This window comes from Microbispora sp. NPDC046933 (genome assembly GCF_040644635.1).
In the GTDB taxonomy this organism is placed as follows: domain Bacteria; phylum Actinomycetota; class Actinomycetes; order Streptosporangiales; family Streptosporangiaceae; genus Microbispora.
Genome location: NZ_JBEYWW010000032.1, coordinates 68,617 through 88,117 on the forward strand (window position 1 = coordinate 68,617; position 19,501 = coordinate 88,117).

At 73.3% G+C, this 19,501-nt stretch carries 13 protein-coding genes; 6 read left to right on the top strand and 7 right to left on the bottom strand.

Annotation, left to right across the window (positions count from 1 at the left end; translation table 11 throughout):
- The first annotated feature begins 102 nt into the window (after nt 1-102).
- The 3 genes from ABZ857_RS33795 (at nt 103) to ABZ857_RS33805 (ending at nt 7,512) form a co-directional block, all read left to right on the top strand.
- Nucleotides 103-954, top strand: coding sequence for a helix-turn-helix transcriptional regulator (locus ABZ857_RS33795; RefSeq protein ID WP_357051360.1), 852 nt, complete (start codon nt 103-105; stop codon nt 952-954).
- 85 nt (nt 955-1,039) lie between these two features.
- The gene (locus tag ABZ857_RS33800) at nt 1,040-4,261 is read left to right on the top strand and encodes an ATP-dependent DNA helicase (RefSeq protein ID WP_357051363.1); all 3,222 of its coding nucleotides are present in this window, start codon (nt 1,040-1,042) and stop codon (nt 4,259-4,261) included.
- Entirely contained in the window at nt 4,255-7,512 is a 3,258-nt protein-coding gene (locus ABZ857_RS33805) for an ATP-dependent DNA helicase (protein WP_357051365.1), read from the top strand. Before ABZ857_RS33800 ends, ABZ857_RS33805 begins: the two co-directional genes overlap by 7 nt.
- Here ABZ857_RS33805 and ABZ857_RS33810 read toward each other — a convergent pair.
- The 5 genes from ABZ857_RS33810 to ABZ857_RS33830 all read right to left on the bottom strand — a co-directional run bounded on the left by ABZ857_RS33810 (nt 7,487) and on the right by ABZ857_RS33830 (nt 14,024).
- Complete coding sequence (locus tag ABZ857_RS33810; RefSeq protein ID WP_357051368.1) at nt 7,487-8,221, bottom strand: Uma2 family endonuclease; 735 nt, start codon at nt 8,219-8,221, stop codon at nt 7,487-7,489. The genes ABZ857_RS33805 and ABZ857_RS33810 overlap by 26 nt on opposite strands.
- A 246-nt stretch (nt 8,222-8,467) precedes the next feature.
- Nucleotides 8,468-9,562, bottom strand: a complete 1,095-nt coding sequence (locus ABZ857_RS33815; protein WP_357051371.1) for a type III PLP-dependent enzyme — start codon at nt 9,560-9,562, stop codon at nt 8,468-8,470.
- Nucleotides 9,559-11,238: an IucA/IucC family protein gene (locus ABZ857_RS33820; RefSeq protein WP_357051374.1), complete on the bottom strand. Its 1,680-nt coding sequence runs from the start codon at nt 11,236-11,238 to the stop codon at nt 9,559-9,561. The genes ABZ857_RS33815 and ABZ857_RS33820 overlap by 4 nt, the downstream gene beginning before the upstream one ends.
- 3 nt (nt 11,239-11,241) lie before the next feature.
- Nucleotides 11,242-12,861 carry an IucA/IucC family protein gene (locus ABZ857_RS33825; RefSeq protein ID WP_357051377.1) on the bottom strand — a complete coding sequence of 540 codons (1,620 nt, stop codon included), beginning with the start codon at nt 12,859-12,861 and terminating at the stop codon, nt 11,242-11,244.
- Nucleotides 12,846-14,024, bottom strand: coding sequence for a siderophore biosynthesis protein (locus tag ABZ857_RS33830; RefSeq protein ID WP_357051380.1), 1,179 nt, complete (start codon nt 14,022-14,024; stop codon nt 12,846-12,848). Before ABZ857_RS33830 ends, ABZ857_RS33825 begins: the two co-directional genes overlap by 16 nt.
- Before the next feature lie 122 nt (nt 14,025-14,146).
- On the opposite strand from ABZ857_RS33830, the gene nudC reads away from it, so the two are divergent.
- Entirely contained in the window at nt 14,147-15,052 is a 906-nt protein-coding gene (gene nudC, locus ABZ857_RS33835) for an NAD(+) diphosphatase (protein ID WP_357051383.1), read from the top strand.
- A gap of 1 nt (nt 15,053) precedes the next feature.
- On the opposite strand, the gene ABZ857_RS33840 is transcribed toward nudC, so the two are convergent.
- Both ABZ857_RS33840 and ABZ857_RS33845 read right to left on the bottom strand, forming a co-directional pair.
- Nucleotides 15,054-15,293: a mycoredoxin gene (locus tag ABZ857_RS33840; protein WP_030507399.1), complete on the bottom strand. Its 240-nt coding sequence runs from the start codon at nt 15,291-15,293 to the stop codon at nt 15,054-15,056.
- Nucleotides 15,294-15,369: 76 nt separating this feature from the next.
- On the bottom strand, nt 15,370-16,401 hold the full coding sequence (locus ABZ857_RS33845) for an alpha/beta hydrolase (protein WP_357051387.1): 1,032 nt from the start codon (nt 16,399-16,401) through the stop codon (nt 15,370-15,372).
- A gap of 75 nt (nt 16,402-16,476) precedes the next feature.
- Here ABZ857_RS33845 and ABZ857_RS33850 point away from each other — a divergent pair, with 75 nt between their 5' ends.
- The gene (locus tag ABZ857_RS33850; RefSeq protein ID WP_357051436.1) at nt 16,477-18,573 is read left to right on the top strand and encodes an ATP-dependent DNA helicase UvrD2; all 2,097 of its coding nucleotides are present in this window, start codon (nt 16,477-16,479) and stop codon (nt 18,571-18,573) included.
- A gap of 25 nt (nt 18,574-18,598) precedes the next feature.
- Nucleotides 18,599-19,495, top strand: coding sequence for an acyl-CoA thioesterase II (locus ABZ857_RS33855; protein WP_357051390.1), 897 nt, complete (start codon nt 18,599-18,601; stop codon nt 19,493-19,495).
- Nucleotides 19,496-19,501: the final 6 nt, after the last annotated feature.

Below are 19,501 nucleotides of genomic sequence, written 5' to 3' on the forward strand. Positions count from 1 at the left end.
TCCTTCGAAAATCGAGGTTGACGAGAGCCACTCTGGCCGGGCGGGCCGGGCCTACCCAGCGCACGCCTTTTACTGGTAATGGCGGTACTAGGCTTGGGCTCCATGGATGGTGATCTGGGACGGTTCCTGCGCTCTCGCCGGGCCCGGATCCGGCCCGAGGACGCCGGGCTCCCGGCACACGGCCGGCGGCGTGTCAGCGGGCTGCGGCGCGAGGAGGTCGCGCTGCTCGCGGGTGTGAGCGCCGAGTACTACATCCGCCTGGAGCAGCAGCGCGTACGCAACGTCTCCGACGAGGTGCTCGACGCGGTCGCCCGGGTGCTGCGCATGGACGGCACCGAGCGGGCGCACCTGCGCCGCCTCCTCCGCCCGCCGCACGACCGGCACGCTCCCGTCGCTCACATCCGGCCCGGGGTCCGGATGCTCCTGGACGCGGCCGACTCCGTGCCGGCGTGCGTCGTGGGGCCCCGGATGGACGTGCTCGCCTGGAACACGCTCGGCGACCGGATCAACGGTTTCTCTGCCATGCCCGCCGGTGAGCGCAACATGGCCCGCCAGACGTTCCTGTCGCCGCGGGCGCGCTCGTTCTACCGCGACTGGGCGACCGTGGCCGCCGAGACCATCGCCCATCTGCGCCTGTACGCCGGGAGACACCCCGACGACCCGCTGCTGGCTCCGCTCGTCGCCGACCTGTCCGCCGATGCGGATTTCGCCCGTCTGTGGGAGGAGCACCGGGTCGCCGAGAAGACCTTCGGGGTCAAGCTGCTGCGGCACCCGGAGCTCGGCGACCTGGACTTCGCGTACGAAACCATGGCCCTGCCCGGGGAACCCGACCTGCTGGTCGTCATGTACACCGCCGATCCGGCCTCCCCGACCGGCCGCACGCTGGCCCGGCTCTGGCGGGCCCAACGCGGCGATCTCGACGAGCCGGGCGTACGGGTGACCGCGGCCGGCTGATCCACCCCGGCTGATCCATCTGACTGGGACACGGAGTGGGCATTCGGGCACGATCTGCCCCAGTGATCTGGTGGAATGCTGTGTTGTGAGTGGTCAGAACTACCGGCTGGTGCGGCGCGGGGGCGTGGGACGCCGCGCGGCTCCCGTGCTGGACGAACATCAGCGCGCTGTCGTCGAGCACGAGAGCGGGCCCCTGCTCGTGCTCGCCGGGCCGGGCACCGGCAAGACCACCACGATCGTGGAGACCGTCGTCGACCGGGTCGAGCGCCGCGGCGTGGACCCCGAGCGCGTGCTTGTCCTCACCTTCAGCCGCAAGGCGGCCGGCGAACTGCGCGAGCGCATCACCGCCCGGATGCGCAGGACCACCAGGACCCCGCTGGCCCTCACCTTCCACAGCTACGCGTACGCGCTGCTGCGCCGGGAGGCGGTGCTGGCCGGTGAGCCGCCGCCGCGCCTGCTCACCGGGCCGGAGCAGCTGCTGGAGATCCGGCGGCTGCTGCACGGCGAGCTGGAGGACGGCGCGCGGCACTGGCCCCCGGACATGCGCGAGCTGCTCAAGACCCGGGGGTTCGCCGAGGAGCTGCGCGACTTCCTGTCGCGGGCGGCCGAGCGCGGCCTGTACGGCGACGCGCTGGTGCAGCTGGGCCGCGAGCACGGCAGGCCCGACTGGGAGGCCGCCGGGCTGTTCTCCTACCGCTACCAGGACCGGTTCGACCTCGATCCGGTGCCCGCGCTGGACTACTCGGAGCTGATCCGCGAGGCGGCAGGCCTGCTTGCCGACGGAGAGGTGCGGCGGCGCGAGCGGGACGCGTACGACCTGGTGCTGGTCGACGAATATCAGGACACCGACCCGGCGCAGGAGTTCCTGCTCAGGCAGCTCGCGGGAGACGGCCGCGACCTGATCGCCGTGGGCGATCCCGACCAGTCCATCTACGGCTTCCGGGGCGCCGACGTGCAGGGCATCCTGCGGTTCCCCGAGCGGTTCCCGGCCCGGGACGGACGGGACGCGCCGGTGGTGGCGCTGCGCGTGTGCCGCCGCAGCGGCCCGGCCCTGCTGGAGGCCTCCCGCCGCGTCGCCTTCCGCCTTCCCGCTGTACCGGGTCACGAGAACAGGACCGGCGGCCACCGCGACCTGATCCCGGTCGGGGACGCGGATCCGGGCGAGGTGAAGGTCCTGCTGGCCGACAGTGCCAGCCAGGAGGCCGCGGTGGTGGCCGACACGCTGCGCCGGGCGCACCTGCTCGACGGGGTGCCGTGGTCGCGCATGGCGGTGCTGGTGCGCAGCGCGGTCCGGCATGTGCCGCTACTGCGGCGGGCGCTGGTCACCGCCGGGGTGCCCGTCGTGGTCGCGGGCGACGAACTGCCGCTGGTGCAGGAGCCCGGCGTCCGGCCGCTGATCACGTTGCTGCGGATCGCCGTCGCACCGGCCACGCTCGACGTGGCGACCGCCGAGGAGCTGCTGACCGGCCCGCTCGGCGGCACCGACATGATCGGCGTACGCCGGCTGCGCCGCGCCCTGCGGATCGCCGAGCACGAGGCGGTCGCCGCGGAGGCGAGCGCCGCGGAGGAGGCGGGCCAGCCGGCGCTGCCCTTCACCCCGCGCTCGTCGGACGAGCTGCTGGTCGCGGCGCTGCGCGATGCCCGGGAGCTGGGCGGGGTCGAACCGCACGTCGCGGCGCCGGCCGAACGCCTCGCGCGGCTCATCACGACCGCCCGCGAGGCCGTACGGCACGGCCAGGGGGCGGAGGAGACGCTGTGGGAGATCTGGCAGGCGAGCGGGCTCGCTGAGCGCTGGACGGAGGCCAGCCTCGCGGGCGGGGCGCGGGGCGCCCAGGCCGACCGCGACCTCGACGCCGTCGTCGCCCTGTTCGACCACGTGGCCCGCTTCACCGACCGGCTGCCCAAGGCCGGGGTCGCGGTGTTCCTCGACGACCTGACCTCCCAGGAGATCGCCGGCGATTCCCTGGCCGAGTCCGCCCCCGAGGGTGACGCCGTACGGATCCTGACCGCGCACCGGTCGAAGGGCCTGGAATGGGACGTGGTGGTGGTCGCGGGCGTGCAGGAGGGCCTGTGGCCCGACCTGCGCCTGCGCGGCTCGCTCCTCGGCACCGAGGCGCTGGTGGAGTTCGCGGGCGGCTCGGCGCTCGACACCACGCAGGCCGCGACGGCCGCGCTGGCGTCCAAGCTGCTCGCCGAGGAACGCCGGCTGTTCTATGTCGCGGCCACCCGCGCCCGCAGGAAGCTCGTCGTCACCGCCGTCGGCGGAGAGGACACCGACGAACGGCCCTCCCGGTTCCTCACCGAGCTGCTGCCCGGCGGCGTGGAGGCGGCGACCGTGGACGATCGGGCCCGGTGGCTCAGCATGCCCGCGCTGGTCGCGGACCTGCGCGCGGCCGTGTGCGACACGAGCAAGTCCGAGGCGCTGCGCCGCGAGGCCGCCGCGCACCTCGCCAGGCTCGCCCAGGCTGGGGTACCCGGCGCCAATCCCGGCGAATGGTACGCGCTGACCCCGATCTCCGACGACCGGCCGCTCGGCTGGCCCGACGACGTCGTCCAGATCTCGCCGTCGTCGGTGGAGAGCTTCACCAAGTGCGGGCTGCGCTGGATGCTGGAGACCGCGGTGGGGGCCGGGTCCAGCAACGTCACCCAGAGCCTCGGCACGGTCGTCCACGCGATCGCCGCGATGGCCACCGAGGACGGCACCGACTACGTCAAGCGGCTCGACGACATCTGGGACCAGTTCGACTTCGGCGGGCTGTGGTTCAACCGCAAGCAGCGCCGCGTCGCCGAGCAGATGGTCGACAGGTTCGTCCGCTGGCAGAAGGACAAACCCCGCGATCTGGTCGCGGTGGAGGAGGCGTTCACCGTACGGGTGCCGGGTCACGACATCCAGATCACCGGCCGGGTGGACCGGGTCGAGCGGGACGAGGCCGGCCGCGCCGTGATCATCGACATCAAGACCGGCAGCGGCAGGCCCAAGGACACCGAGATCGACCGGCATCCGCAGCTCGGGGTGTACCAGCTCGCGACGACGCTCGGGGCGTTCGAGCGGCACGGCCTCGTCCAGCCGGGCGGCGCGTCCCTGCTGCACCTGGGCAAGGCGGCGGGCCAGTCGGCCGATGCCAGGGAGCAGGCGCAGCGGGCGCTCGCCGACGACCCCGAGCCCGACTGGGCGGAGAACCTGGTCAAGACGGTGGCGACCGGCATGTCCGCCAACGTGTTCGTCGCCACGGTCAACGACGGCTGCCGCACCTGTGCCGCTAAAATCGCCTGCCCTGTGAACGACAACGGAGGACAGGTGTGCTGACGCCCGGTGAGCTGGCCGGCCGGCTCGGGATCCTCCCGCCCACCCCCGAGCAGGAGGCCGTCATCGAGGCGCCCCTGGAGCCGATGGTGGTCGTGGCGGGGGCGGGATCCGGCAAGAGCGAGACCATGGCCGGGCGGGTGGTCTGGCTGGTCGCCAACGGCCTGGCCAGGCCAGAGCAGATCCTCGGCCTCACCTTCACCCGCAAGGCCGCCGCCGAGCTGGCCGAGCGGGTGCGCGGGCGGCTGGCCGGGCTGGCGGCGGCCGGACTGGTCGAGCCCGAGCTGCTCGACTCCGAGCCGACCGTCTCCACCTACCACGCGTACGCCGCCCGGCTGGTGACCGACCACGCGCTGCGGGAGGGGCTGGAGCCCACCATGCGGCTCGTCACGCCCGCCGTCGCCTGGCAGATGGCGGCCCGGGTGGTCGGCCAGTACGACGGGCCGATGGACCGGGTGGACCTGTCCCCGCCCAGCGTCACCGCCGCCGTGCTGGAACTGGCCGGAGAGCTGGCCGAGCACCTGCGCGACCCGGCGGACGTGCGCGAGGTCGGCGACTGGCTGCGCGAGCGTCTGGCCTCGCTCACCGGGCGCATCGTGAAGGACCAGCGCAAGCCGGTGGAGACCCAGGCCGTCCGCGAGCAGCTGCTGCCGATGGTCGAGGCGTACGAACGGCTCAAGCGCGGCCGGGAGGTCATCGACTACGGCGACCAGATGGCGCTGGCCGCGCGGATCGCCTCGCGGCACCCGGAGGTCGGCGCGTCCGAGCGGTCCCGGTTCTCGGTCGTGCTGCTCGACGAGTACCAGGACACCAGCCACGCCCAGCTCGTGCTGCTGCGTTCGCTGTACGGCGGGGGCCATCCGGTCACGGCGGTCGGCGACCCCTGCCAGTCGATCTACGGCTGGCGCGGCGCGTCGGCGGGCAACCTGTCGCGGTTCCTCCGGGACTTCCCGGCGGCCTCCGGAGATCCGGCGCAGGTGCGGCGGCTGTCGGTCAGCTTCCGCAACGGCGAGCACGTGCTCGGCGTCGCGGCCAGGATCCAGGCGCCCCTGCGCCGGGAGGCCCGCGAGGTGCCGGTGCTGGTGCCGGGTGGCAACCGGGCGGGCCGGGGGCGGGTGCTGTGCGCCTTCCACGAGACGGCCGAGGACGAGGCGGAGTGGATCGCCGAAGGCCTTGCGCGGATGCTGCACGGCGAGGGCGCCCCGGACGGCCTGCCCTGGGGCGAGGGTGAGCGGGCCAAGCGCGGCCCCGCCCTGCAGCCGCAGGACGTGGCGATCCTCGCTCGCAAGCGGTCGCAGTTCCCGGCTCTGCGCCGGGCTCTGGAGGCCCGGGGCGTCCCGGTGGAGGTCGTGGGGCTCGGCGGGCTGCTCACCGTGCCCGAGGTGGCCGACATCGTGGCGACGCTGCGGGCGCTGTACGACCCGACCGCCGGGGACGCGCTGGTCCGGCTGCTCGCCGGGCCGCGCTGGCGGATCGGCCCGGCCGACCTGAAGGTGCTCGGCGACCTGGCCCGCGAGCTCAACAAGGAGATCAGGGCGGCCAGGGGAGGGCCGCGCCCGGAGGACCCGCTCGACCAGGTCGTCGCCGACCTCGCCGAGGAGCGCGGCAGCCTGATCGACGCGCTCGACGAGCTGCCCGACCGGCCCGACTGGCTGGAGAGGTTCTCCCCGCTCGCGCGGGTGCGGCTGCCCGCCGCCGCCCGCGAGCTGCGCCAGTTGCGCGCCCACGCGGGACAGCCGCTGCCCGACCTGATCAGCGAGATCGAACGCCGGCTCGGGCTCGACGTCGAGGTCGCCGCCAGGGGAGGCAGCCCGCTGGCCGCCCGCGCCGACCTCGACGCCTTCCTCGACTCCGCCTCGCGGTTCGCCGGAGACTCGGAGGACCCGACGCTCGGCGCGTTCCTGGCCTACCTGAAGGCGGCGGAGAGCGAGGAGTTCGGGCTGGAGGCCGGGCGCGTCGGCGACAGCAACACGGTCAAGCTGATGACCGTCCACGCGTCCAAGGGGCTGGAGTGGCCGGTCGTGGTGGTGCCGGGCCTGTCGCAGCTCACCTCCCAGAAGGGCGGGCTGATCAAGGGCAGCATCTTCCCCGCGACCCCGGTCACCAACTCACGGTGGACGGAGAACCCGCGCAAGCTGCCGTACCCGCTGCGGGGGGACAGCGCGGACCTGCCCGAGCTGGCCGGGCTGGACCGGGAGGCGCTGGGCGCGTTCGACGAGCGCTGCCGCGACCGCGACCTGATGGAGGAACGGCGGCTGGCGTACGTCGCCGTCACGAGGGCGCACTACCTGCTGATCGCCTCCGGCTACCGCTGGGGCACCTCGTCCCGGCCGCTTGAACCGTCGGAGTTTCTGCGGGAGATCCGGGAGGCGGGCGCCGGCGTCGTCCGCTGGACCGAGGATCCGGAGAGTTCGGACAACCCGCTGCTCGCCGAGCCGCCGGTGGCCGAGTGGCCGTCCGTCACGGTGCGCGACGCGATCCTCGACGGCGCCCGCCTCGTCGAGGAGGCGATGATGGGCGACGCCCCGCCCGCGGCGGCCGACGGTCACGCGTTCCTCAGGGACCGGGACCGGGAGCGGATGCGGGCCTGGGCGCGCGACACCGACCTGCTGCTGCGCGAGCGGGAGACGAACCGCCGGCGGGCCGGGGCGGTCGTGGAGCTGCCGTCGCGGCTGTCGGTGTCATCGCTGGTCACGCTGGCCCAGGACCCGGCGGCGTTCGCCCGGCAGGTTCGCCGGCCGGTGCCGCGCAGGCCCGCCCCGCTGGCGCGCAGGGGCACCACCTTCCACCGGTGGCTGGAGTCGCGGTGGGGCCAGCAGCGCCTGATCGACGACCTGGAGCTGCCCGGCGCCGCCGACGAGATGTCGGAGACCGACGTCCAGCTCGCCGAGCTGCAGGAGCGGTTCGAGGAGAGCGAGTGGGCCGCGCGTGAGCCGGTCGACCTGGAGATCCCGTTCGAGACCATGATCGGCGACCGCCTGCTGCGCGGGCGGATGGACGCGGTCTTCCGCGAGGGCGACGGCTACGTGGTGGTCGACTGGAAGACCGGGGAACGGCCGCAGGGCAGGGCCGCCGAGACCGCGTCGGTCCAGCTCGCGGCCTACCGGGTGGCCTGGGCCGCGCTGGCCGGGGTGCCGCTGGAGAAGGTCGGGGCGGCCTTCCACTACGTCCGCTCGAACGAGACCGTCCGTCCCGTGGACCTCCTCGACGCGGACGGCCTCACCACGCTCATTCAGCGGGTTCCTGAGGACTGAGCACCTGGTCGAAGAGCGCGCTCGTCTCGATCTTGATTCCGAACGGCTCTGGCAACTCCAGGACCTGGCCCTCCTCGGCGGTGACGATCTGCCGGTACGGCTGCCGGTGGTAGTCGAGGGGCTTCAGGTCGGAGAGAGGATCGCTCATCAGCGTCACCCTGCGCGGAGACGTGACAGGGTCCACGATGAGGTAGAGCGGCACGCCCGCCCGCGCGTAGTCGAGCGGCTTCTCCTGCCAGTCGACCACTTGTGTGCCAGGCGAGCACACCTCCACGACCAGCAGGACGCTGTGCCCGTGCACCCGCATCCGATCGAGCCGCTCGGCCTTCTTGGGCAGGACGAGTAGGTCGGGCAGTCGGTGGTCGAGCAACGGCGGGATGTGGACCGCCCAGTTGCAGAAGAAGCGCCAGCCTTTCGCCATGCCCAGGGGAAACAAGAGCTTTGAGACCCGGTCGATGATCTCGTTGCTCTCCTCGCTCATCCATGGGCTCACGATGACCTGCCCGAGACGAATTTCCGCCCGGTAACCGGCGTCGTTGAGTTGCATGCACAGGTGCAGCACCTCGTCTGGGAGCTCCTGCGGCTCCTCGGGCTCGGGCTCGGGCTTCCTGGCCTCCTGGGGCTCGTGCTCGTCTGTGGCGAGGTCGTCCTGCTTGTGCGGGACGGGGTGGTCGTGCCTGCCGCGCTTGGTCGGCTTCGTGAGGGCCATGCCGCCATCCTCTCGTGCTCCTCCACTGATGGTACGGAAGGTTTCCGGATCGCCACGGAAAGTAACAGGGAAGCGCCGGCGGGAAGATTCTTCGGAAAGGGCGACGAGGTGAAGGAAAGCCCTACCGGGAGGAGAAAACCCGGATCTGCGAATCGGTCATGCGTGACGTACCTGCCGCGAATATCCCGCGACGGTATGTGACTTTTCCCCGAGAGCCGCCAATCCCGTCGAGGTCCTCGACGAGATTCACCGCAGGTAGTGGAACGTGGGCTTCGGATGCATGAGGAAGTCGTGGTGGGAGATGTTCCACGCGTACGCACCGGCCATGGCGAAGGCCACGACGTCGCCGACGGCGAGTGAGGCGGTGACGCGGCGGGCGAAGACGTCCTTGGGGGTGCAGAGCCGGCCGACGAGGGTCACCGGACCGTCCTCGCCCTCCTCACCCCTCGGGAGCACGGCGAACGGCTGGTCGTGTCCCTTCGTCACCGGCGTCCGCAGGTGGTGCGTGCCGCCGGAGAGCACGGCGAAGCGCTCCCCGTGGACGCGCTTCACGTCGAGCACGGTGGTGAGATACCAGCCGCAGTAGGCCGTCAGGGCGCGTCCCGGCTCCACGCGCAGCGTCTCGCCCGGCAGGGCCAGCGCCCGCAGGCCCGCGCCGTACGCCGCCCAGTCGAACCGTTCGTCCGGGCGGGTGTAGGAGACGGCCATGCCGCCGCCCAGGTTGAACTCGCGCAGGCCGAGGCTCCTGCCGTACGAAAGGACGGCCTCGGCGAGCGCGAGCAGGTCGGCGGCGGCCAGGCCGCTCGCGAGGTGGGCGTGGACGCCGCGCAGCCGCACCGGCGAGGTCCCGAGCAGGGCCAGGCACTCGGCGACCCCGCCCGGGTCCATGCCGAACGGCGTGGCGCCGCCGCCCATCGCGAGGGCCGCGCCGGTGACGGGCACGTCGAGGTTGACCCGCAGCAGCACGTCCGCCGGTTCACGCAGGCGCCGCAGCTCGGCCGGGCTCTCGACGTGCCAGCGGTACGCCGAAGGGGCGAGGGTCAGCTCCGCGCCGGTCTTCCCCGGGCCGCCGAAGCTCAGCGGGACCTCCGGCAGCACCGCCCTGACGTGCGCGAACTCGCCGCCCGAGGAGACCTCGAAGCCGTCCACATGCGGGGCGAGCGCGTGCAGCACCTCCGGGTCGGGGTTGGCCTTGACGGCGTAGCAGATCTCCGTCCCCGCCAGGGCGGCCCGCACAGCGGCCGCGTGGCGGGCGAGCCCGGCCAGGTCGTAGACGTAGGCGGGGACGTCGTCCAGCGACTCGGCGGCCGTCCGCACGCCCGCCGGAACCTCGATGCTCATCGGCGCTCTCCTTCCGCCACACGAAGCGGGTTCGGGACGGGCACGTATCCGGCGGTCCGGTCGGCCGCCCTCGCCCAGCGCACGCCGAGGTTGGCCTTGGCCGGCAGCGGCGCCCCGGCCAGCAGCCGCGTCAGCGGCTCGGCCGAGTCGGTTGTGTGCTCCGCGGCATAGCGCTCCAGGGACTCCCGGGCGACCGCCCACAACGCCCGCAGGACGCCGTCGGCCGTGCCCGCCACCGTCGAGGACACCGTCGCGGCCACCTCCGCCAGGTGGTTGACGAACAGGCAGTAGGCGACCCGGTCCCAGCCACGTGCGGCGTCGTACGACAGGGGACCCGCCACCTCGCCCGGCAGGCCGGTCAGGTCGTGCCGGCCGGTGACCAGCTTGGTGCCCTCCAGGTCGCGGAAGACCGCCTCGACCGGCCATCCGGAGGCGTCGAACCCGACGAGCACGTTCTGCACGTGCGCTTCGAGCACGACGCCGTGCCGGAAGAAGGCGTCGAGCACCGGGAACGCCACGCGCTCGACGTACGCCTCCCACCACGCGACCGGGTCGGCCGCCCGGCGGGCCAGGACGGCCTCGGGAACCCCGTCCGCACCGGCGGCCAGGGCGCCGGCGAGGACCGGCGTGGTCCCCGGCCCGCAGACCGCCCACGGGCCGGTACGGACGATCACCCCCAGCCCTTCGAGCAGCCGGGTGCCCAGGGCTGCCGAGCGGTAGCCGGGCTCGGACAGCCACCGCGTGCCGGGGAAACGCCGAGCCAGCCGCGCGAAGACGGGGGCGAGCCGCCGGGTCAGCTCGACCGCGCCGGACAGCTCGTACCATGCGTTCTTCCGCACGCAGTTGGTGATCCGCACGTCCAGGCTGAACTTCAGGCACATGCCGGTGCCGGGGTCGTACACCGTCCGGACCGAGGACGTGGGCACGACCGCGCGGGGGCCGGGCCCGAGGTCGACCAGGCGCCCGTCCGCGAGCGGCCCGCGCAGCTCGGCGGCCAGCAGGTCGAGCTGCCAGGGATGGGCGGGCAGCGGGACGTATCCGGGCGGCGCGCCGCCGAACGCGTCGAGCGCCGCCGTGTCGCCCTCCTGGACCACCAGGTCGGCGCGCACCCCGAGCAGGCGCGGCGCGAACCGCGCGTGCGTCTCGGGCGCGTAGTCCAGCCAGCCGTCACCGGAGCGCGCCTTGGGAGCGGGGTGGAACGGGTGCCCGGCCACGAGGGCCTGCTCGGAGGCGAGCCACGGATCGGCGGGCGGGACGGCCCGCGCGCGGGCGGCCAGGATCGCGGCGACCGCCTCCCGCCCGGCCTGCACCTGGGCGGCGAACTCCTCGTTCCCCCCATCCAGCTCCCGTTCCACCAGCGCCACGAGCGAGGGCAGGTCCAGGGGCCGCCAGCGCCCCTCCGCCCCCTGAACGGTGACGAGGTGCTCGGGCGGGCCGTCGAAGCGCAGCGCGATGCCGCCGCGGACGCGCACGCGCACCGGCGTGCCGGCCACGCGGAGCGTCAGGTGAGGCCCGGCGCCGTGCACGTGGCCGCGGGGGCCGCCGACCTCGCGCAGCCAGCAGCGCAGCAGCGCCCCGAGCGCCGCCTCCTCGGCCGGGGCGGCGTGCGGGTCCAGGGCGTGCGGGTCCAGAGTGTGCGGGTCCGGGGCGTGCGAGCCGAGGAGAAGGCGGTCCATGGCTCAGGCACCCCTCAGGTAGTTGGGGCCGGTCGTGCCGTAGAACTTGTTGACGTCCCTGGCCCCGGTGCGGTCCTTGGCCACGAGCGTGCCGGCGACGACCATCGACTTGCCGGTGAGACGGGCGGCCTCCAGGGTGCGGGCCCGCAGCAGCCGGGCCATCGGGTCGTCCCCGTACGGCTCCAGCGCGGCCCTCAGCGCCCGTGCGACGAGCGTGGCGCCGGAGCCGGGCAGTGCGCCGTGGGCTATTGCCATGGCGGCCAGGTGCAGCGTGATCGTCACGAAGACGTCGGCGAGCGCGTAGGGGTCGTCGGTCAGCATGCGCTCGTCGCCGAAGTCCGGCGCCTCGATCCCCGCCGTGTGCAGCCGCCGGGGCGAGGCCAGCAGCCCGTCGTTGTCCTTGACCAGCAGCCGCGTGGGCCCGTCGCCGAACACCAGCGCGAGGTTCTGCTGGTGGGCCTCCAGCGCGACGCCGTACCGGACGAACAGCGTGACGTTCCAGGCGAACAGCGCCGCGAGGTAGTCGCGCAGCAACGCCTCCGCGTCGCCGCCGTGGTGGCGCTCGGCCACCTCGTGCAGGACGAGCCGCCCGCCGGAGTCGGGACGCGGCGCGAGCAGGGCCGCGACCGGCACGATCTCGCCCTCGGGCAGGTCGCGGACGAGCCAGCCCAGGTATTCGTGCTCCGCGTGCCCGTAGGTCTGCTCGTCCGCGAGCCGGACGCGCAGGCCGGGCTCGCGCGCCAGGATCTCGCGCAGCAGCGACTCGGCCAGCGCGCCGTCCCGCAGGGTGCCCGGCTTGATCGACCGGCGGTTGCGCAGGCCCAGCGTGCTGACCGGGAGCGGCACCTTGAGATGGACGCGCTCGGAGACCTCGACCGTACGAGTCGACAGGGTCGGCCGCACGGGCAGGTACGGCTGCGGACCCGTGACCAGCCCGGGAAGCCCGGCCGTCAGCGGCTCCGTCAGCGGATGGACGGGGAGGAGCACGTGCGTGCGGGCCAGGCCGGGCGGCAGCCCGACGTCTTCGGGCGCGGGCCACCAGCCGGGGAGGTCCGGCCGGGAGAGCATCACCCGCTCGCGCGGCGCCGCCGCCCACCGCATGGCGAACTCCGGGGCGAACTCCGGGGCGTAGGCCGCCAGGTCGGCGGTCGAGATCCCGAGGCGGCACCGGGCCGTCGGGTAGAGCGGATGGTCCACTGCGGCGGCCAGCGACTCGTAGCGGATGAGGCCGTGCCGCCCGCGCAGCCTCCGGGCCACCTCGCCGCGCATCCGGTGGTGGGTCTCCAGGGCCGCGAGCGTCTCGTGGCACTCCCGCTCGAATGCGGAGACCCCCTCGGCGTCGGCGGGATGGGCGACGGCCTCCAGCGTCTCCAGCACCTCCGCCAGGCCCAGGCGCTCGTACGGGGCCGTCGCGAAGTCCTGGAACGGGTTGCCCGCGGCGAGCCCGACCCGCCGTCCGGAGGCGAGGACGATGGCGACCCCGTCCTTGTCGTGGGTGACCCTGGCGGAGATCCCGGCGTAGTCCTCCCGCAGCAGCGCGTTCAGCACCCGCACGGCCAGGTAGTGCTCCCGGCTCGTGGCCTCGCGGCGGCCGGGGGCCGCGGGGATCATGCGAGCACCCAAGGGTGCTCCTTCCTGAAGGTGTCGATGGCGGTGTCGACGCTCGCGCGGTCCGGGCCGACGGCGCGGAGCAGGCCGAGGTAGTCGCGGTTGGTGCCCGTCACCTCGACATGATCGCCGATCTCGCGCAGTGCCCGGTGCCACAGCCGCACGCCGTTCGCCGACTCCGTGGCCGACGGGTCCGGCGCGGACAGGTCCGGCGGCGCGGCGGTGACCGTGCCGGAGCGCTCGGCCACCAGGCTGACCACGGACCCGTACGCCGCGCGAAGGCCGTCCAGAGGGAACGCGGACAGCGGCTCGCCCGCGTGGACGCGCAGGATCCATTCGTGCAGGGGCACACCGAGGAGGTCGGCCAGCAGGAAGTCGCAGTTGTCGCCGATCAGCCGATAGTTGATCTCGATGACGCGGGGGCCGTCCCGCGTGACGGCGTACTCGGTGTGGCACACCCCGAAGCCGATCCCCGCCGCGTCGAGCGCCGCGCTCAGGTGAGGCAGGTGGCCGGCGTCCGGGGGCCGCCAGTCCAGGCGCTCCTCCACGAAGTGCGGAAGCGGGCCGAGCGTGGTGGCGAACCCGCCGACGACCCGCCGGGAGGCGCCGTCGCCCAGCGTCTCCAGCGTGCGGACCGGTCCTTCGAGGAACTCCTCCGCGACCAGGACCTCCTCCGGGCGCCGTTCCCTGATCGCCGCGACGGCGGAGGCCAGCACGTCCGGGTTGTCCACCAGCACGACGTCCTCGCTGGCCACGCCCAGCGCGGGCTTGACCACGACCGGGTACGGCAGGCCCTCGGGCAGGTCGGCGCCGGGCGGCAGCCGTACGGACCTGACCGGTTCGACGGCGGCGAGGGCGCGGCGGGTGAGCGCCTTGTTCTTGGCGGTGACGCAGGCCCGCCAGTCCTTGCCGGGCAGGCCGAAATACTCGGCGGCGAGCGCGGTGGCGGCCTGGAGATGGTCGGAGTTGGAGAAGATCACATCGGGCCGGTGGCGGGCGGCCACCGCGTCGATCACGGCCCGGGGATCGCGGACGTCCGCCGCCACGACGTCGTACCCGGGATACCGATCAGGCTGGTCGGTGAGTATCGTCACGTCCCAGCCCAGCGCGGCCGCGGCGGGGAGGAACCCGCCGGTCACCGAATCGGTCGGGTTGAGCGTGGTGAGGTACAGCCGCACCGGCCCTCCATAGGTAAGGCTAACCTAAGTGACCGCATCCTAGCCGGGACCGCGATCTTTTGACCGGAGAACGGGAAAGGGCGGGGAGATTGCCGGGGCGGCGGCAGTGGAAGGATGACGGCGTGGAAATCGCGGACGGACTGCTCGGCCCCCTGCTCCTGGCGAGGAGCGCCATCGACAGATCGGCGGCCCTGCGCGGCGACGAGGAATGGCTGCGGCGCGCGTGGGAGGCGGAGAAGACGAGAGTCCTCCTCATCCACGACGGCCGCACGCTGGTCCGCCGCTTCACCGACGGCGCGGCCCTGGTGCTCACCTCGCCGGCCGAGGCGCCGGAGGGGACGCGTTACCTGCTGGGCGTGGACGAGGACGGCGTGCCGTACTTCGCGGTCAACGCGCCACTGCCTGAGGGCGATGTGGCGGGCCTCAGGGAGGCCGCGGTGCTGCTGGACGACCGCGACGCCGGGCTGCTCGTCTACGCGGTGGCCCTGGAGGCGTGGCACGCGACGCACGAGTACTGCCCGAGGTGCGGCAGCGTCACCGACGTCACGGCGTCGGGTCACATGCGGGTGTGCCCGCGCGACGGCAGCCAGCACTTCCCGCGCGTCGACCCCGCGGTGATCATGCTGGTGCACGACGACGAGGGCCGCGTCCTGCTCGCCCGCGGCCCGGAGTGGCCGCGGGGCCGGATGTCGGTGCTCGCCGGGTTCGTCGAGCCGGGGGAGTCGCTGGAGCACGCGGTGGTCCGCGAGGTCCTGGAAGAGGTGGGCGTCGCCGTCACCGCGCCGCGTTATCTCGGCAGCCAGCCCTGGCCGTTCCCGCGCAGCCTGATGCTCGGCTTCTTCGCCCGCGCCGTCACCACCGACCTGCGTCCCGACCTGGAGGAGATCGCCGAGGCCCGCTGGCTGTCCCGGGAGGAGCTGGAGACCGCGGTGCGCTCGGGCGACCTGGTGCTGCCCGGCCAGGTCTCGATCGCCCGGCGGCTGATCGAGACCTGGTACGGAGCGCCGATCCCCGACACCGGCTGGTAGTTCAGCAGGCGCCTTCGAGGTGCCGCTTCACCTCGGCCACCGAGGGGTTGGTCATGGTGTGGCAGTCCGCGACCACCGTGGGGACGACCTGGTTGCCGTTGTTCACGCTCGCGACGAAATCGGCGGCGTCCGGGTGGCGCTCGATGTCGACCTCGCTGAAGACGATGCCCTCCCGGGTGAGCTGGCTCTTCAACCGCTTACAGGGGCCGCACCAGCTCGTGGTGTAAACCGTCAGCGCCATCTGTCGTCCCTTCCGTGCGCATCACTGTTGCCGAGAGCAGTCATGGCAACATCGCGAGCGCGCCGGCTGTTCCCGCCTACCCCGCGACACTCCCTGAAGGCTGGACGCTCCCCAGCCGGGCGGTGATCCAGGCCTGGACGGTCTCGGCGACTCCCGGCTCCCGGTACAGCGGGGCGCTGTGCTGGGTGCCGGCCATCGTCTTGACGATCATCCGGACCCCGACGCTCTCCAGCGACTCCTTGAGCATCTCGCTCTGGTACGGCGGGACGAACTCCTCGGAGGAGTGGAAGGCGAGCATCGGCGGGTCGCCGGCCGAGGCGTGGAACGGCACCTCCATGCTCGCCCAGACGCGCGGGCACTTGGCGGGAGTGCAGCCGCCGGCCAGCTTGATGGCGGCCTTGCGCAGCTTCTGCTGCTCCTTGCTGCCGAACGCGCTGCCGTCCGTGAACGCCGACAGCGGCGAGACGGGCGGGGAGATCCCGACGACCCCGCGCAGGCCCGGCCGGCCGTCGCCGTACGCGCCGACGGCGGCGGCGAGGTGGCCGCCGGCGGAGAACCCGACCAGGACGTAGCGGTTGGGGTCGGTGTTGAACGTCGCCGCGTGCCTGCGCACGGCGTTGACGGCGGTCAGCACGTCGGTGCGCTGGGCGGGCCAGGCCGCGTCGCCGGACAGCCGGTAGTCGAGGTTCACCACCGTGTAGCCGAGCTGGGAGTAGCTGCGACTGACCGATGTCATGTACTTCTTGTCGCCGCCGGACCACCAGCCGCCGTGGATGACGAAGACGGCCGGGCGGCGCGGGCCGGCGGTGTGCCACCACACGTCCATGATCTGGCGCGCGTGCGAGCCGTACGCGTAGGTGCGGATCCGCACGTCGGACGGCGTGAGCGCCGGCGAGGGCGAGGCCGAAGGGGACGGCGAGGGCGACACGGACGGCGAGGAGGACGGGGACGGGCTCGCGGAGGGCGTCGCGGACGGAGCCGGGGAGGCGGAGGGGTGATGGACGGGGTCGCCCGCCGAGGTGGCCGCCCGGGCGTCGGGCGGGGCGAGCATGAGGGCGGCGAGGGCGGCGGTGCCCATGCCCAAAGCAGTTCGGACCGCGGTGGCCACGGCGTGTTCCTCCCCGATGTCGCGTCGTGCGCCGACCGGTCCCCGGGACACGCTCGGTCGGCTGCTGGAAGGATGATGCCAGTAACAACGTCCGCAACGCATGTTGGGAGCCGCTCCTTGGACGTCCTCGACGGTCTGGATCCCGAGCAGCGCGAGGTCGCCCAGGCGGTGCGCGGACCGGTGTGCGTGCTCGCCGGCGCGGGGACCGGAAAGACCCGCGCCATCACGCACCGCATCGCGTACGCCGTGCACACCGGGGTCGTCGAGCCGCAGGGCGTGCTCGCCGTGACCTTCACGACCCGCGCCGCGGCCGAGCTGAAGCAGCGCCTGCGCGGCCTCGGGGCGCCCGGCGTGCAGGCCCGCACGTTCCACGCGGCGGCCCTGCGCCAGCTCAGCTACTTCTGGCCGCGAGTGATCGGCGGCGATCCGCCGCAGGTGGTCGAGTCGAAGCTGCCGCTGCTCGTGGAGGCGGCCCGCCGCCTGCGCAGGAACCCCGACCGCGGCGAGCTGCGCGACGTCGCGAGCGAGATCGAGTGGGCGAAGGTCACCCAGATCGGCCCCGAGGACTACCCGGCCGCCGCCGCCAAGGCCCGCCGCACCCCGCCGATCGCTCCGGAGGAGGTGGCGCGGCTGTACGAGGGGTACGAGAGCCTGCGCCGCCAGCGCAACCTGATCGACTTCGAGACGATCCTGGAGCTCACGGCGGCCGTGATGACGGAGCACCGCGAGGTCGCGGCGCAGATCCGCCAGCAGTACCGCTATTTCGTGGTCGACGAGTTCCAGGACGTCAACCCGCTGCAGAAGCTGCTGCTCGACACCTGGCTCGGCGGGCGTGACGACGTGTGCGTGGTGGGCGACCCCAACCAGACCATCTACTCGTTCACCGGCGCGACGCCCCACTACCTGACCAACTTCGCCGTCGAGCATCCCTCGGCGGCCGTGATCAGGCTGGTGCGCGACTACCGCTCGACCCCGCAGGTGGTCACACTGGCCAACCGCGTCATGGCGCGCTCGCCCCACCGGCTGGAACTGGTCGCCCAGCGGCCGGACGGACCCGAACCGGTCTTCACGGAATACGACGACGAGCAGGCCGAGGCGCTCGGCGTCGCGCTCACGGTCAAGAAGCTGATGGCCGACGGCGTGCCCACCCGCGAGATCGCGGTGCTTTTCCGGGTCAACGCCCAGTCGGAGGCGTACGAGCAGGCGTTCACCGACGCCGGCGTGCCCTACCTGCTGCGCGGGGCGGAGCGGTTCTTCGAGCGCCCCGAGGTGCGGCAGGCCGTGGTGCTGCTGCGCGGCGCGGCGCGGTCGTCGGCCGACGAACCGCTCGCGCCCGCCGTGCACGCGATCCTCTCGGGCATCGGGCTGACCGCCGAGCCGCCCGGCGGCGGCAAGGCCAGGGAGAAGTGGGAGTCGCTCAAGGCGCTCGCCGACCTGGCCGAGGACATGGCGGCCGAGGGCGCCGACCTGCCCCGGTTCGTCGGCGAGCTGGAGCGCAGGGCGATGGAGCAGCACGCGCCGCCGGTCGAGGGCGTGACGCTCGCCTCCCTGCACGCCGCCAAGGGCCTGGAGTGGGACGTGGTCTTCCTCGTCGGGCTCACCGACGGCATGGTCCCGATCGTCTACGCGGAGACGCCGGACCAGGTCGAGGAGGAACGGCGGCTGCTGTACGTCGGGATCACCCGGGCCCGCGAGCATCTGCATCTGTCGTGGGCGCTCGCCCGCTCGCCGGGAGGCCGCCGCGCCCGCAGGCCGTCGCGCTTCCTCGACGGGCTGTCCCCTCGTACGGCGAGCCCGGCCAGGGCCGAGCGGCCGGGAGGCCCGGGCGGGCGGGCGAAGCGGTCGGCGGCGCCGCTGCACTGCCGGATCTGCGGCAAGACGCTCTCGGCCGCGGCCGAGCAGAAGCTGGGCCGCTGCGCGACCTGCCCGGCGGACTACGACGAGGCCCTGCTCGAACGGCTCAAGGTGTGGCGCACGGGGGCGGCGAAGGAGGCCAAGGTGCCGGCGTACGTCGTCTTCACCGACGTCACCCTCCAGGCCATCGCCGAGCGGGTGCCCACCTCTGAGGAGGACCTGCTCGCGATCGCCGGAATCGGACGCGTCAAACTTGAGCGGTACGGCGACGCGGTCCTCGAGCTCTGCCGCGGCGCCGATAGTGTTACCGACGAGTAATACCCGCGTGCGCTGGAGGCCCCCTGTGAACTCGGCCCTGAAGGAGCTGCTGGACCTGCTCGACCTCGAACCGATCGAGCTCGACATCTTCCGGGGGCGCAGCCCCGAGGAGCGCATCCAGCGGGTCTTCGGTGGCCAGGTGGCGGCGCAGGCGCTCGTGGCGGCCGGCCGTACGGTGCCGTCCGACCGGATGGTCCACTCGCTGCACGCCTACTTCATCCGGCCGGGGGACCCCGCCGTCCCGATCGTCTACAACGTGGAGCGGGTGCGTGACGGCCGGTCGTTCACCACCCGGCGCATCACGGCCATCCAGCACGGCAAGGCGATCTTCTCGATGTCGGCGTCGTTCCACATCCAGGAGCCGGGCGTGAGCCATCAGGCCGCGCGCATGCCGCAGGTGCCGGACCCCGAGACCCTGCCGACCTTCCAGGAGCGGATGCTCGACGTCGTGGGCGACGAGCCGGGCTGGCGCGAGCTGCTGGCCAGGCCGCGCCCGGTGGACGCGCGGTATGTGAACGCGCTGACGTGGGAGGCCGCCCACGACCACGCCCTGGTCACCCCGGAGAACAACGTCTGGTTCCGGTACGACGCCGACCTGCCCGACGACCCGCTGCTGCACGTCGTGCTCGCGGCCTACGCCAGCGACTTCACGCTGGTGGACACCGTGCTGCTGGCCCACGGGCTGGCCTGGGGGTCCTCGGCGGTGTCCGGCGCGTCGCTGGACCACGCGATGTGGTTCCACCGGCCCTTCCGGGCCGACGAATGGCTGCTCTACGCCCAGGAGTCGCCCTGGTCCGGGGCGGCGCGCGGGCTCGCCCGCGGGCAGATGTTCACCGCCTCGGGGGAACTCGCCGTCTCAGTGGTTCAGGAATGCCTCATCCGGGTGTCGCCCGCGCTGCATCCCGATGTCACGAAGTCGTGAAAATCG